We start from the raw sequence: 13,284 nt of genomic DNA on the forward strand, positions 1-13,284 counted from the left end.
GTCCGGCGGGTGCTTCATGGCTCGCTGAAATACCTGAAAAATGCTTGGTTGTCAGGGAGTTGCCATGCGCTTGACCGGTCTGGCGGGACTGTTGCGTCTTAGCTGTAAAGGGAGGCACTGGCCGCCGTGGGGTGGGGTCGGATACAGTTGGCATGTGATGTGCGTCACACTTTTCAGCACATCGTTGAAGGGACGCTAAGGGGGTTTCATGATTGTCCATCGTCCGCTGGCGCTCTGCGTCGGCCTGGCCTGCGCCGCCTTGGCGTTCGGGGCCCATGCTGCTTCGCCGCCGGCCAGTGCCAGCCGCGCTGACCGGATGGCCGAGATCGGCCACTACCGCGACCAGGCCCGCTGGGTGGATGCGCTGGCCGCGATCGAGCGCTCGCAGCTGCAGGAGCCCAACGACCCGCTGCTGTACAAGCTGCAGGTCCTGACCCTGGGCGACATCGGCAATGCCGACCGCGCCTGGCGCCTGTACCAGGCGCGGCCTGAGCTGTTCGATGCCGACCAGAAGGCGCGCCTGGAAGCGAACTACATCGCCAAGCGGGTGAACTGGAGCCTGGCCTACGGCCAGAGCGAAGACGGCCGCCTGGACGAAGCCGAAGCATCCCTGGCGGAAATGGAGCAGTACGTGCAGCGCGACGGCACGCCGCTGGCGCAGGCGCCGCTGCGCATCCGCATGGACCGCCTGATCCTGCTCAACCGCCTGTCCCGCCATGCCCAGGTGCGCGATGAAGCGCGCGCCCTGCAGCAGGAGGGCCATGCCCTGCCCGATTACGTGCTGCCTGCGGTCGGCGATTCGATGATGGCCACCCAGCACCCGGACGAGGCCATTCCGCTGCTGGAAGCGGCAGTGAAGAACGATCCGTCGCGTTTCCAGTCGCGTTCCGAACTGGCCTACGCCTACCTCGAGACCGAGCAGGCCGAGAAGGCCATCGGCTACCTGCAGACGTGGCAGAAGGACGAGCCGGCATGGCGCTGGGGCGGCGGCAAGAGCCCGTACGCCAACTGGGCGCGCTATGAGGCCGACCTCAACCTTTCGATGATCCGCGCCTACAGCGGCGACCTGTCCACCGCGCAGCGCGAGCTGGAGGCCCTGGTAGATGTCGGGCCCGGCAATGGCGGGCTGCAGACCGCACTGGGCAGCGTGTACCAGATGCGCGGCTGGCCGCGGCGGGCACTCGAACGCCACCAGATGGCCTACACCCTCGACCCGCGCGATGTCTCGCCGCGGATCGGCATGTACGAATCCTACGTGCAGCTGCAGCGCGACGACCTCGCGCGGCCGCTGCATGACGATCTGCTCGAGCGCTACCCCAACCAGCCCTCGGTCCAGCGCATGGACCGTGACTGGCGTGCGCACCGCGGCTGGCAGCTGCAGGCTACCGTGGAAGGCGGCCGCAGTTCCGGCGGCGGCGGCAGCTCGCCGCTGGGCAACGACGACCTGCACTACGGCACCGAAGTGGCCTCGCCCATCCTCGATGACCGCTGGCGCCTGTTCGCCTTCGCCGACCGGCGCTCGGTGACGTTCCAGGACCAGAAGATCAATCCCCTGTGGATCGGCGCCGGTGCGCGCTACCGCTTCGGCCGCGTCGATGCCGAGGCCGCCGTGGTGCGGCCCAATGACAGCATCGGCGACACCGGCCTGCGCGGCGGCTTCGGCTGGCAGTTCAACGACCAGTGGCACGCCGGCGTGACCGCCGCCCGCAACGACCCGGAAGCCTCGATGCAGGCGCGCGTGTCGGGCATCACTGCCGACAGCATGGCAGTGGCCGTCGACTACACCCGCAACGAGCTCACCCACTGGAGCCTGGGCGGCAGCCAGTTCCGCTACGACGACGGCAACCGCCGCGACACCCTCAACACTGCGATCGAGCAGCGCCTGCTGACCCGCCCACGCGTGGTCATCGATGGCCTGGGCAGCCTCTACACCAGCCGCGGCTCGCGCGACGACGTGCCCTACTTCAATCCTTCGCGCGACCGCTCGGTGGAGATCGGCCTGCGCATCGACCAGCAGTTGTGGCGTCACTACGAGCGCCACTTCCGCCACCGCCTGACGGTGTCGCTGGGTGATTACTGGCAGGAAGGCTTCGGCAGCTCGCTCATTCCCACGGTGGCCTACCGCCATGAATGGCAGTTCGGCCAGGGCAGGATCTTCGAGTACGGCGTGAGCTGGTCGCGGCCGGTCTACGACGGCCAACGTGAACGTCACATCGGCTTCGATGCCGCGCTGCGCTGGGGAGAGTGAGATGGAACGGATGCTTCGAAACCTGATGACCGTGCTGCTGCTGGGACTGGTGCTGCTGGCCCTGCCGGCCGCTGCCCAGGAGCGCGACCTGGATTCGGCCGACAACGGCCTGCTGGTGCTGAGCTACCACGACATCCGCGACGATGTGCGTGAGAAGGGCGATGCCGATGCCTACGCGGTCAGCACGCAGAACTTCGCTGCGCACCTGGACTGGCTCAGCGCGCACGGCTACCACCCGATCTCGCTGTCGCAGCTGATCAAGGCCTCGCGCGGCGAAGCCCAGCTGCCGCCGCGGCCGGTGCTGCTCACCTTCGACGATGGCCTGCGCAGCGTCTACAGCCGCGTCTATCCGCTGCTGCGTGCCTACAACTACCCCGCGCTGGTGGCGGTGATCACCGACTACGTCGACATGGCCCCGGGCCGCACCATCGATTACGGCTACCGCCCGTTCGGCCACGATGATTTCCTGACCTGGGATCAGCTGCGGGAGATGCAGTCCAGCGGCCTGATCGAACTTGCCAGCCATACCGACAACCAGCACCACGGCGTGCAGTCCAACCCGCAGGGCAACCAGACCCCGGCGGTGATCACCCGCACCTACGATCCGCAGACCCAGCACTATGAGACCGCGCAGCAGTACGAAAAGCGCCTGCGCGACGATCTCGCGCTGAGCGTCAAGCGCATCCAGAAGGAGCTGGGCGTCACCCCGAAGGCGATCGTGTGGCCGTATGCGGCCTACAACAAGCTGAGCAACGACATCGCCGAACAACTGGGCATGCCGGTGTCGTTCGACCTGGAAGGCCGCAGCACGCCGGTCACGTCCGACCTGCACGGCCTGGCCCGCCTGCTGGTGACCAACAACCCGAACGTCAGCTCGCTGGCCTTCGAGCTGCGCCGCAATGTCAGCCTGGATGGCACGCGTGCGCTGCAGATCGACATGGATGCGGTCTACGACCCGGACCCGGCACAGCTGGCACGCAACCTCGACAAGCTGATCGACCGCGTCAAGAAGGTGGGCCCGACCCACGTCTACCTGCAGGCCTTCGCCGATCCCGACGGCAACAACACGGCCGACGCGCTGTACTTCCCCAACCGCCACATGCCGATGCGCGCGGACCTGTTCAACCGCGTGGCCTGGCAGCTGAAGACCCGTGCCGGGGTGAAGGTCTATGCCTGGCTGCCGGTGCTCGGCTATGAGCTGCCGGATGCAGCGCAGCGCACCGCGCTGAGCATCGCCAGCCCGGAACGCGACGGCATGTACCGGCTGGACTTCACCAAGCCGCAGGCGCGGCAGATCATCAAGGACATCTACGAAGACCTGGCGATCAATTCGTACTTCGAAGGCCTGCTGTTCCATGACGACGCCTATGTACGCGACACCGAGCTGGCACAGCTGCCGCAGGAAGGCGCCGATGGCGGCCGCACCCAGGCACTGATCGACTTCACCCTGGAGCTGCGCGACACCGCCCAGCGCTGGCGGCCGAAGCTGGGCACCGTGCGCAACCTGTACGCGCAGCCGGTGCTGGAACCGCAGAGCGCCAGCTGGTTCGCCCAGCGCCTGGACCTGTTCAACCAGGCCTATGACCGCACCGCGCTGATGGCGATGCCGTGGATGGAAGGCAGCAAGCACCCCGAGCGCTGGCTCGACCGCCTGGTCACGGCGGTACGCGCGCACGACCCCGACCTGAAGCACACGATGTTCGAGCTGCAGACCGTGGACTGGCGCACGCAGACGCCGATCAGCGGCCAGCGCCTGCGCGCGCAGGTCCGCCGGCTGCAGGCACAGGGCGTGCGCCATTTCGCGTGGTACCCGGACGATTTCATCGCCGACAAGCCGTCGACCACGGACGCGCGCGCCGCGATGTCCGCGCGCAACTTCCCGTACCCGGAGAAGTGACATGGACATGAGCCCCTGGCTGTATGCCCTGTTCCAGTTCGCCTTCTTCTACCCGATGGTGATGGCGTTCTTCTGGATGTCAGGCGGCCTGTACTACTTCTTCCGCCGCGAGCGGAAGTCGCGACCGCGCAACGATCCGCCGCCGATGGACAGCTACCCGTTCGCCACGCTGCTGATTCCCTGCCACAACGAATCGGACAACCTGGACGACACCATCGGCGCCGCGCTGGCGCAGCGCTATCCGGATTTCGAAGTGATCGCCATCAACGATGGCAGCAGCGACGATACCGGTGCCCGCCTGGACGCGCTGGCCGCCCTGCACCCGCGCCTGCGCGTGGTGCACCTGGACCGCAACCTGGGCAAGGCCAATGCGCTGCGCATGGGCGCCCTCGCCTCGCGCTCGGAGTACCTGGTGTGCATCGACGGCGACGCGATGCTGGAAGAGTTCGCCATGCACTGGATGGTCTGGCACCTGACCAGCGGCCCGCGCGTCGGCGCGGTGACCGGCAACCCGCGCATCCGCAACCGCTCCACCCTGCTCGGCCGCCTGCAGGTGGCCGAGTTCTCCTCGATCATCGGCATGATCAAGCGCGCGCAGCGCGTGTACGGGCGCATCTTCACCGTGTCCGGGGTGATCGCCGCGTTCCGCCGCACGGCCCTGCACCGCATCGGCTACTGGGCCGACGACATGGTGACCGAGGACATCGACATCAGCTGGCGCCTGCAGCTGGACCACTGGGACATCCGCTACGAACCCAACGCGCTGTGCTTCATCCTGATGCCGGAGACGCTGAAGGGACTGTGGCGGCAGCGCCTGCGCTGGGCCCAGGGCGGCGTGGAAGTGCTGCTGCGGCACGGCTCGTCGTTGTTCAGCTGGCGCAAGCGACGCATGTGGGGCGTGCTGCTGGAGTACATCCTCAGCGTGTTCTGGGCGTACACCATGCTGCTTATCGTGGTGCTGTGGGCGCTGGGCAAGTTCATGCCGCTGCCGGCCCCGCTGTACATCGAGACGCTGCTGCCGCAGTGGCACGGCGTGATCCTGGCCCTGGTCTGCCTGCTGCAGTTCGCCAGCAGCCTGATCATCGACCGTCGTTACGAAACCCACATTGGACGCAACTACTTCTGGGTCATCTGGTACCCGATGGCGTACTGGTTGATCAGCCTGTTCACCACCCTGGTGGCGCTGCCGAAGACGCTGTTCAAGCGCCGTGGCAAGCGTGCCACCTGGGTCAGCCCTGACCGGGGGATCCGATGAACGCCGTACGTGGCACGAGCGAAAAAAAGTCGTCCAACCGCTTTGATTCGCGGTTGATCCAGAAGTCGCGCCAGCAGCCGCGCCTGCAGCGCACGGCCTGGGGCTTCGTGACCCTGGCATTCTGGGGTTTCTACTTCTACCTGTGGGCACCGCTGGTGACCCTGGTGTCCTGGCTGCTGGGCGGGCACCTGGCCTACGTGCAGCTGTACCAGCACAGCCAGCATGTGGATCCGTTCGTGATGATCGCGCTGCCGGTCATCCTGGTCTGCTGTTCGCTGCTGCTGATCGCCTGGGCGGAATACAACCGCTATCGGTTTGGCGGCAGGGAACGGCGCGCGCCGCGCGAGGATTCCAGCCGCGAGGACATCGCGCATGCGCTGGGTGCCAGCGATGCGCTGGCCGAGCAGCTGATGAATGCGAAGGCGGTGACGCTGCACATGGATGACAACGCGCGGCCGGTGGGGATGACGCGGCAGCCGCTGTTGTAAGGGCTGGGTGTTGTTTTTGCAGGGCTTGCAGCCCTGCACCTGCTTCAATCAACGGCAACGTCAACTTCAAAAGCCAGAGCGGCATTCCGAGGGATGGCGGGGCACTGTGGGTTTACGGCGTCCCCGCAAACCCACAGTGCCCCGCCTTCGACAGGTTCACGCGGCTGTTGGCAACGGCGGCTGTTGGTGGGTGCCGACCGTTGGTCGGCACATCTGTCAGATATCGAAATTAATCTGGGGTCGGGTCCCGGCCAGTAGATCCACGCCATGCGTGGATGAATCTCAATCGGAATCGAATTTTTCGAATTGAAATCGAAACGCATCCACGCATGGCGTGGATCCACAAGGCCGGACCCCGTTCCAGTAGATCCACGCCATGCGTGGATGAAATCTGTCAGATACCGAATGAATCATCCACGCATGGCGTGGATCTACTGTCGACCAAGGGCGACACCTACCGCGTCTGGCCTTCGCCGCGCACCACGAAACGTTCGACCGTCAGCGCTTCCAATCCCATCGGCCCATAGGCATGCAGGCGCGTGGTGGAAATACCGATTTCGCTGCCCAACCCCAGCTGGCCGCCATCGGAGAAGCGCGAAGACGCATTGACCATCACCACCGCCGAGCGCAGTGCGTTGACGAAGCGCTCGGCATTGGCCGTGTCCTCGGTAGCGATCACTTCGGTGTGGTCGGAGGTGTAGGTGCGGATATGCGCGATGGCCGCGTCGAGATCGTCGACCACGCGCACCGCCAGCACCAGATCGAGAAACTCGGCCGCGTAATCCTCATCGGTGGCGGCCGTGCTGCCCGGCAGCAGCGGCTGCGCGCGTTCGTCGGCACGCAGCTGCACGCCACGTTCCCCCAGCGCCTGCGCCGCGCGCGGCAGGAACGCCTCGGCAACGTCGCGGTGCACCAGCAGGGTCTCCAGCGAATTGCAGGCCGCCGGGCGGCTGCACTTGCCATCCACCAGCAGGGCAACGGCCTTGTCCAGGTCGGCGCTGGCATCGACGAACAGGTGGCAGACGCCCTTGTAGTGCTTGATGACCGGTACGCGCGCGTGCTCGGCCACGAAACGGATCAGCCCTTCGCCACCACGCGGAATGGCCAGGTCGATCAGTTCGTGCAGCTGCAGCAGCTCCAGCATGGCCTCGCGACGCAGGTCGGTCAGCACGGTCACCGCGGCCGGCGGCACGCCGTTGGCCTGCATCGCCGCGGCCAGTGCCTGCGCGATGGCGGTGTTGGATTGGATCGCCTCCGAGCCACCGCGCAGGATCACGCCGTTGCCGGCCTTCAGGCACAGCGCGGCGGCTTCGGCGGTCACGTTCGGGCGCGCTTCGTAGATCATCGCGATCACGCCCAGCGGCACGCGCACCTTCTGCACGCGGATGCCGTTGGGGCGCACGTCGTCGCGGGTCACCTGCCCCACCGGGTCCGGCAGCGCGGCTACTTCGCGCACGGCCTCGGCCATCGCGAACAGGCGCGCCGGATCCAGTGCCAGGCGGTCGAGCATCGCACTGCCGACGCCCTTCTCGCGTGCAGCGGCGAGGTCACGGGCATTGCCGGCCAGGATCAGCCCGGCGTTCATTTCCAGTGCCTGGGCCATGGCCTGCAGCAGCTTGCCGCGTGCGGCGCTGTCCAGGCCAGCGACCACCTGGGCCGCGTCACGGCAGGCACGTGCCTGCGCTTCGATCTCACTCATGGGGGTGTCCTGCAGTCCGGTCATGGCAGCACCAGGTCGTCGCGATGGACGACGGTACCGCCGTAGTTGTAGCCGAGCACGGCCTGGATGTCGCGCGAATGGCGGCCGGCGATGCGGCGCACGTCATCGGCGGCGTACTGGCTGACGCCACGGGCGACGCAGAGGCGTCCCTGTGGCGCGTTCCAGCACACCTGCACCATGTCGCCGCGGCGGAAATCGCCGTCGGCACCGGTGATGCCGCCGGGCAGCAGCGAGGCGCCCTTCTCGCGCATCGCCTGCGCGGCACCGGCATCGACCAGGATCGCGCCTTCGGCCAGCGGTGCGTGACGCAGCCAGTGCTTGCGTGCGGCCTCGCGGCTACGCGCGGCGTGGATGCGCGTGCCGAACAGACGGTCCTGTGCCAATGCGCGCACCACGTCGCCGCTGCGGCCGTTGAACAGATAGGTTTCGATACCGAGCCGGCCGGCCTTGGCCGCGGCTTCCAGCTTGGTGCGCATGCCGCCGGTACCGGCGCGCGAACCGGCACCGCCGGCCATCGCCAGCACCGCGTCATCCAGTTCGGGCACGTCGTGCAGCGGGCGCGCGTCGGCGACGGTGCGCGGGTCGGCGCTGTACAGCCCGTCGATGTCGGTGGCGATGAACAGCGCATCGGCATCGACCAGCGCGGCCACGGTGGCAGCGAGATTATCGTTGTCGCCCAGCTTGAGTTCGTCCACCGACACCGTGTCGTTCTCGTTGACCACCGGCAACGCGCCCAGGCGCAGCAGCTCGGTCAGCGTGGCGCGCGCATTGAGGTAACGGCGGCGGTTGCGCAGGTCGTCATGGGTCAACAGTACCTGCGCCACCGGGCGTTCGAAGAAGCGCTGCCAGAGACCGATCAGCTGCGCCTGGCCGAGCGCCGCCAGGGCCTGCCGCGCGGCCATCGCCGCACCGGGCTCATCGGCACGCGGCAGGATGGCGCGGCCGGCGGCGACCGCGCCGGACGAGACGATGACCACCTCGCGGCCGGCCAGCACATTGGCCGAGACGAACTGGGCCAGGCCCAGCGCATGGCGCGGCGACAGGCCACCGCCATCGGCGGCCAGCAGGCTGCTGCCGACCTTGAGCACGGCACGCCGCCACGGCGGCAGCGCTTGTTCGGGGAACGGCGAGGCGACGTGGGTGGCGTGCAGTGTCATCAGGTGCGCCTCAGCGGGTGTTCCATTCGTGCACGGTCAGCTGCGAGGCCTGCATCGTCACCAGCGGATCGGTGGCGACGATGGCCTGGGCGTCGGCCAGACTGCCTACGTTGCACAGCAGGTAGGCGCCGCCGGTGCCATCGCTGAAGCCACCGGTCAGCTGCAGCTGGCCGCGCTCGCGCAGCGCATCGAGGAAATCCAGGTGCGGCTGCACGGCGGCGGCGTTGAAGTCGGGCCGGCGCATCGCCAGCACCAGATAGACGATGCCCGCCATCAGGCCAGCGCCTGCCAGCGCGTGCGCAGCTCATCCAGGCGCAGGTCGGCGGCCGAACCGGGCGACACGCGCGCCGCCAGGCTGCCTTCCGGCGTGCGGCCCTGCCCTGCACTGTCGGCACCGGCGGCAGCGGCCTTGTAGGCCTCACGGAACGGCACGCCGGCCACGGCGGCTTCCACCGCCACGTCGGTGGCATACATGCCCGAATCGATCGCCGCACGCAGCTTGTCGTCGCGCCATTCCAGGTTTGCCAGCAGCGCCGGCAGCAGTTCCAGCGCAGCGAGGCCGCGGCCGAAGCCGTGGAAGATGGCGCCCTTGGACGACTGCAGGTCGCGGTGGTAACCCGACGGCAGCGACAGCAGCTGCTCGATCTCGGTGCGTGCGGCAGCGACGCTGGCGTGGGTGGCGCGCATCAGTTCAATCACGTCCGGGTTGCGCTTGTTCGGCATGATCGAACTGCCGGTGGTGTACTGCGCCGGCAGTGCGACGAAACCGAACTCGGCGCTGGTGAACAGCGAAAGATCCCAGGCGATGCGGCGCAGGTCGAGGGTGGCGCCACCCAGCGCTTCCAGTGCGGCGAGCTCGAACTTGCCGCGCGACAGCTGCGCGTAGATCGGCGAGATCTGCATGCGCGCAAAGCCCAGCGCAGCGGTGGTGTGTTCGCGGTCCAGCGGCAGATTCACGCCGTAACCGGCGGCAGTGCCCAGCGGATTGGCGTCGACCAGCGCATGGGTATCACGCGCACGCACGGCGTTGTCGATGAAGGCCTCGGCCCAGCCGGCCCACCACATGCCCGCCGAGGACACCACGGCGCGCTGGATATGGGTATAGCCGGGAAGCGGCAGGTCCTTCTCGGCCTGCGCGCGGTCCAGCGCGACCTTGGCCACTTCGGCGCTGAGCTGGGCCACGCGCTGCAGCTTTTCCTTCAGCCACAGGCGGGTGGCGACCAGGATCTGGTCGTTGCGGCTGCGGCCGGTGTGGATCTTGCGGCCGGCATCGCCCAGGCGCTCGGTCAGGCGCGCTTCGATGGCCGAGTGGCCATCCTCGTACTGCGTATCGAGCACGAAGCGGCCTGCGCGGAAGTCCTGCGCCAGCACCTCCAGTTCGCGCAACAGGCCTTCCAGCTCGTCGGCGCTGAGGATGCCGATGTGCTGCAGGCCCTGCGCGTGCGCGGCGCTGGCGGCGATGTCGTGCAGGAAGAATTCGCGATCGAGGATCACGTCATCGCCGGCGAGGAAGGTCTGGATCTGGGCGTCGACGGCGACGCCGGGCTTCTGCCAAAGAAGGTCTGCCATGGGGGGCTCCGGGAATGCGGTAACTAAGCGATGTCAGTGCGGCGATGTCAGTGCGGGATCGACGTCAGTTCGTCGATGCCCAGCGCGAGGTTGAGGTTCTGCATGGCCTGGGTGGCCGCGCCCTTGAGCAGGTTGTCCAGGGTCGCCACCACCACCACCCGCTTGTTGCCCGGGGCCAGGGTGAAGCCACCGACCTGCGCGCCATGGCGGCCGGCGATGTGGCTGACCCACGGCGCTTCGTCCACGATCTCCACCAGCGGCTCACCGGCGTAGGCCTGCTGGAAGCGCTCGACGATCTGCTCGCGGGTCTGCGCGCGGTTCAGCCACAGGTTGGCGGTAAGGGTGATGCCACGGAAATGCGGGGCCACGTGCGGCATGAACTCGACCGGCACGCCCAGCTGCGCGGAGACTTCGCGCTCGTGCATGTGGTTGGTCAGCGAATACGGCATCAGGTTGTCGGCCAGCAGCTCGGGATTGTTCTTGTCCGAGGGCGAGGTGCCGGCGCCGGAGTAACCGGAGACGCCGAAGCACTGCGGCGGGCCCGCCAGCAGGTCCAGCAGCGGGTGGATCGCCAGCTGCATCGCGGTGGCGTAGCAGCCCGGGTTGCTGATGTGCTTCTGGCCCTGGTAACGGCCGCGGGTCAGTTCCGGCAGGCCGTAGTACCACTGGCCGTCGAAGCGGTAATCAGCCGACAGATCGACGATCACGGTCTCCGGCCTGACAGCCTGGATGGCGGCCACGAACGGTGCGGCCAGGCCATTGGGCAGGGCCAGGATCACCGCGTCCACGCCCTTGGCAGCCACAGCATCGGCGTCCAGGTTTTCGTAGTGCAGCTCACCGGTGTACTCCGGGTGATGGTCGGCGAGCGGCTTGCCGTCCAGTTCGCGCGAGGACACGAAGGCGAGCTGCAGGCGCGGGTGCGCGGCGACCAGCTTGATCAGCTCGGCGCCGGTGTGGCCGCGGGCACCGACGATGCCCAGGGTATAAGTCGAATCGTTCATGCGTGATGGTCCAGGCGGTGCTGCAGGTGGCGCTTCACGCCCTGCCATTCCGCGTCGATGATGGAAAAGATGACGGTGTCGCGCGGCGTGCCGTCGGCATGCCGGGTGTAGTTGCGCAGCACGCCGTCCTGCTTCGCGCCCAGGCGGGCGATGGCGGCGCGCGAGGTGTGGTTGAACCAGCTGGTTTCCAGTACCACGCTGATGCAGCCCAGGGTCTCGAAGGCGTGCTGCAGCAACAGCAGCTTGGCCTCGGTGTTGACCCCGGTGCGCTGCACGCGCGGGGCGTACCAGGTGTAGCCGAGGCTGAGCCGCGGCACGCCCGGCTCCAGCGCATAGAACCGCGTGCTGCCGACGATCACGCCGGCCGCATCGCGGATCACGAACGGCAGCACCTTGCCTTCGGCCTGCACGTCCAGCGCGGCCTGAACGTAGTGCCCTGCCCGCTCCGGCGACGGCACCTGGGTGTACCAGAGCTGGTCCAGGCCGCTGCCTTGCAGCGCCGCGGCCAGGCCGGGCACATGCTCAACCTGCAGCGGCTCCAGCATCACGTGCTGGCCGCGCAGGGTGGGTACGGTGGACCAGGCATCGGCGTGGTTCATCGCGCTCAGTCCTTCAGGCTCGGCGGGCGCGCGGCGCAGTGGTCGACGTAGGTCCTGATGCGGTCGATGCCATCGGCGCCGAACCAGAACACCTTCCAGGTGTTCTGCTTGTAGCAGCCATCGGATTCGGCGTAGTAGAAGTGGTTGATCGGGTTGCCGTTGCGCGAGCGCCAGAACAGCTGCGGGGTTTCTTCCAGCATCACGTTCCAGACCGCACGGCCCAGGCCCTCGCCCTGCGCATCATCGAGCACGGCGAACTTGTCCAGGTACACGCCTTCGTCTTCGTCGGTGAGGATGACCGCGGTGCGGTAGTTCTCGCTGACATAGGCGCGCAGCAGCTTGGTCTTCTCGAAATAATCCGGCACCAGGGTGCGGCCGAAGCTGGATTCGATCAGGCCCTTCAGGCGCGGCAGGTCCAGTTCGTCCCAGCCGGTGGCGCGCAGCACTTTCTCGCCCTTGCGCACCAGCGTGCCCGAGCCTTTGTGGGTGAACAGTTCCTTGGCCAGGTCGGCCGGGCGGGTGATCGACACCGACGATTCCAGCGGCAGGCGGTCCAGCAGATCCTTGATCTGCTCGATCTTCACCTTCATGCCGCCGTGGATCCACGGCTGCGCGATCAGGTGGTCGTATTCGGTGGACAGGTTGATCGAATCGATCACGCTGCCCGACTCGTCCAGCAGGCCGCCGGTGCCGGTAAGGAAGATGATCTTGTACGGCTGCAGTTCCTGCACCAGCTCGTTGGCGGCGAAATCGGCGTTGACGTTGAGGATCTGGCCGCCGGCGGTCTCGCCCAGGCTGGTGATGACCGGGATCGAACCGGCGCGCAGGCTGGCCTCGATCGGGGCCAGGTTGACCCGCTTCACTTCACCGACCAGGCCGTAGGTGTCCACGTCCAGGTACTCGGCTTCGAACACGCCGCCGGTGATGGACGTGGCGCGCGCACCGTTCTGCTGCAGGGCCTCGACCAGGCGCAGGTTGGACTGCTGGAACACGCGGCGCACGATCGCCAGCGCTTCCGGCGAGGTCACCCGCAGGCCGTTGACGGTCTGCTTCTCGATGCCGGCGGCCGACAGTTCGGCATCCAGCTGCGGGCCGGCGCCGTGCAGCACGATCGGGGTCAGGCCGACTTCCTGCAGGAACGACAGCGAGGAGGTCAGCGCTTCAAGATCATCGCGCAGCACCGCGCCGCCGACCTTGACCACGGCGAAGCGCTTGGCGTCCAGCTGCGAGAAACGCTTGAGGTACTGGCTGATCTCCTTCGCGCTGGCCATGCTGGAAAGCAGGCGCACGATGGTCTGGCGGGTCTGGCGGTGGGGCTGGAGGGCAGGAGACATTTCGGTTTCGTCAGAA

11 protein-coding genes are annotated in these 13,284 nt (G+C 67.4%); 4 read left to right on the forward strand and 7 right to left on the reverse strand.

All coding sequences use genetic code 11. The features are described 5' to 3' along the window. The first annotated feature begins 208 nt into the window (after positions 1–208). From pgaA to pgaD, 4 genes are read left to right on the forward strand one after another with little or no spacing between them, the layout of a single operon-like run. Positions 209–2,248, forward strand: coding sequence for a poly-beta-1,6 N-acetyl-D-glucosamine export porin PgaA (gene pgaA / locus C1925_RS13655; protein WP_108769362.1), 2,040 nt, complete (start codon positions 209–211; stop codon positions 2,246–2,248). 1 nt (position 2,249) lies between these two features. Beyond that, positions 2,250–4,145, forward strand: a complete 1,896-nt coding sequence (pgaB, locus tag C1925_RS13660) for a poly-beta-1,6-N-acetyl-D-glucosamine N-deacetylase PgaB (RefSeq protein ID WP_108769363.1) — start codon at positions 2,250–2,252, stop codon at positions 4,143–4,145. Between the two features lies 1 nt (position 4,146). Continuing rightward, a complete protein-coding gene (gene pgaC, locus C1925_RS13665) occupies positions 4,147–5,400 on the forward strand; it encodes a poly-beta-1,6-N-acetyl-D-glucosamine synthase (protein WP_108769364.1) in 1,254 nt (417 codons plus the stop codon). Beyond that, complete coding sequence (pgaD, locus tag C1925_RS13670; protein WP_108769365.1) at positions 5,397–5,888, forward strand: poly-beta-1,6-N-acetyl-D-glucosamine biosynthesis protein PgaD; 492 nt, start codon at positions 5,397–5,399, stop codon at positions 5,886–5,888. The genes pgaC and pgaD overlap by 4 nt, the downstream gene beginning before the upstream one ends. A 454-nt stretch (positions 5,889–6,342) precedes the next feature. Here pgaD and C1925_RS13680 read toward each other — a convergent pair whose 3' ends face one another. Genes C1925_RS13680 through C1925_RS13710 form a run of 7 tightly spaced genes read right to left on the reverse strand, consistent with a single transcriptional unit; the run spans position 6,343 to position 13,268 of the window. Further along, positions 6,343–7,611 carry a glutamate-5-semialdehyde dehydrogenase gene (locus tag C1925_RS13680; RefSeq protein WP_108769367.1) on the reverse strand — a complete coding sequence of 423 codons (1,269 nt, stop codon included), beginning with the start codon at positions 7,609–7,611 and terminating at the stop codon, positions 6,343–6,345. Next, complete coding sequence (proB, locus tag C1925_RS13685) at positions 7,608–8,765, reverse strand: glutamate 5-kinase (RefSeq protein ID WP_108769368.1); 1,158 nt, start codon at positions 8,763–8,765, stop codon at positions 7,608–7,610. The genes C1925_RS13680 and proB overlap by 4 nt, the downstream gene beginning before the upstream one ends. A gap of 10 nt (positions 8,766–8,775) precedes the next feature. After that, the gene (locus tag C1925_RS13690) at positions 8,776–9,039 is read right to left on the reverse strand and encodes a YciI family protein (RefSeq protein ID WP_108769369.1); all 264 of its coding nucleotides are present in this window, start codon (positions 9,037–9,039) and stop codon (positions 8,776–8,778) included. Next, entirely contained in the window at positions 9,039–10,334 is a 1,296-nt protein-coding gene (argH, locus tag C1925_RS13695) for an argininosuccinate lyase (protein ID WP_108769370.1), read from the reverse strand. The genes C1925_RS13690 and argH overlap by 1 nt, the downstream gene beginning before the upstream one ends. A 47-nt stretch (positions 10,335–10,381) precedes the next feature. After that, a complete protein-coding gene (argC, locus tag C1925_RS13700; RefSeq protein WP_108769371.1) occupies positions 10,382–11,335 on the reverse strand; it encodes an N-acetyl-gamma-glutamyl-phosphate reductase in 954 nt (317 codons plus the stop codon). Next, positions 11,332–11,934 (reverse strand): GNAT family protein, encoded by a 603-nt coding sequence (locus C1925_RS13705; RefSeq protein ID WP_108769372.1) that lies wholly within the window; start codon positions 11,932–11,934, stop codon positions 11,332–11,334. Before C1925_RS13705 ends, argC begins: the two co-directional genes overlap by 4 nt. A gap of 5 nt (positions 11,935–11,939) precedes the next feature. Then, positions 11,940–13,268, reverse strand: a complete 1,329-nt coding sequence (locus C1925_RS13710) for an acetylglutamate kinase (protein ID WP_108769373.1) — start codon at positions 13,266–13,268, stop codon at positions 11,940–11,942. Between the last annotated feature and the right edge of the window lie 16 nt (positions 13,269–13,284).

Origin of the sequence: Stenotrophomonas sp. SAU14A_NAIMI4_5, assembly GCF_003086795.1 — a bacterium.
Lineage (GTDB): Bacteria > Pseudomonadota > Gammaproteobacteria > Xanthomonadales > Xanthomonadaceae > Stenotrophomonas.

Bases quoted from the DNA above. Each gene is read 5' to 3' on its own strand.
- pgaA (WP_108769362.1), top strand. From the start codon at position 209: ATGATTGTCCATCGTCCGCTGGCGCTCTGCGTCGGCCTGGCCTGCGCC.
- pgaB (WP_108769363.1), top strand. From the start codon at position 2,250: ATGGAACGGATGCTTCGAAACCTGATGACCGTGCTGCTGCTGGGACTG.
- pgaC (WP_108769364.1), top strand. From the start codon at position 4,147: ATGGACATGAGCCCCTGGCTGTATGCCCTGTTCCAGTTCGCCTTCTTC.
- pgaD (WP_108769365.1), top strand. From the start codon at position 5,397: ATGAACGCCGTACGTGGCACGAGCGAAAAAAAGTCGTCCAACCGCTTT.
- C1925_RS13680 (WP_108769367.1), bottom strand. From the start codon at position 7,611: ATGACCGGACTGCAGGACACCCCCATGAGTGAGATCGAAGCGCAGGCA.
- proB (WP_108769368.1), bottom strand. From the start codon at position 8,765: ATGACACTGCACGCCACCCACGTCGCCTCGCCGTTCCCCGAACAAGCG.
- C1925_RS13690 (WP_108769369.1), bottom strand. From the start codon at position 9,039: ATGGCGGGCATCGTCTATCTGGTGCTGGCGATGCGCCGGCCCGACTTC.
- argH (WP_108769370.1), bottom strand. From the start codon at position 10,334: ATGGCAGACCTTCTTTGGCAGAAGCCCGGCGTCGCCGTCGACGCCCAG.
- argC (WP_108769371.1), bottom strand. From the start codon at position 11,335: ATGAACGATTCGACTTATACCCTGGGCATCGTCGGTGCCCGCGGCCAC.
- C1925_RS13705 (WP_108769372.1), bottom strand. From the start codon at position 11,934: ATGAACCACGCCGATGCCTGGTCCACCGTACCCACCCTGCGCGGCCAG.
- C1925_RS13710 (WP_108769373.1), bottom strand. From the start codon at position 13,268: ATGTCTCCTGCCCTCCAGCCCCACCGCCAGACCCGCCAGACCATCGTG.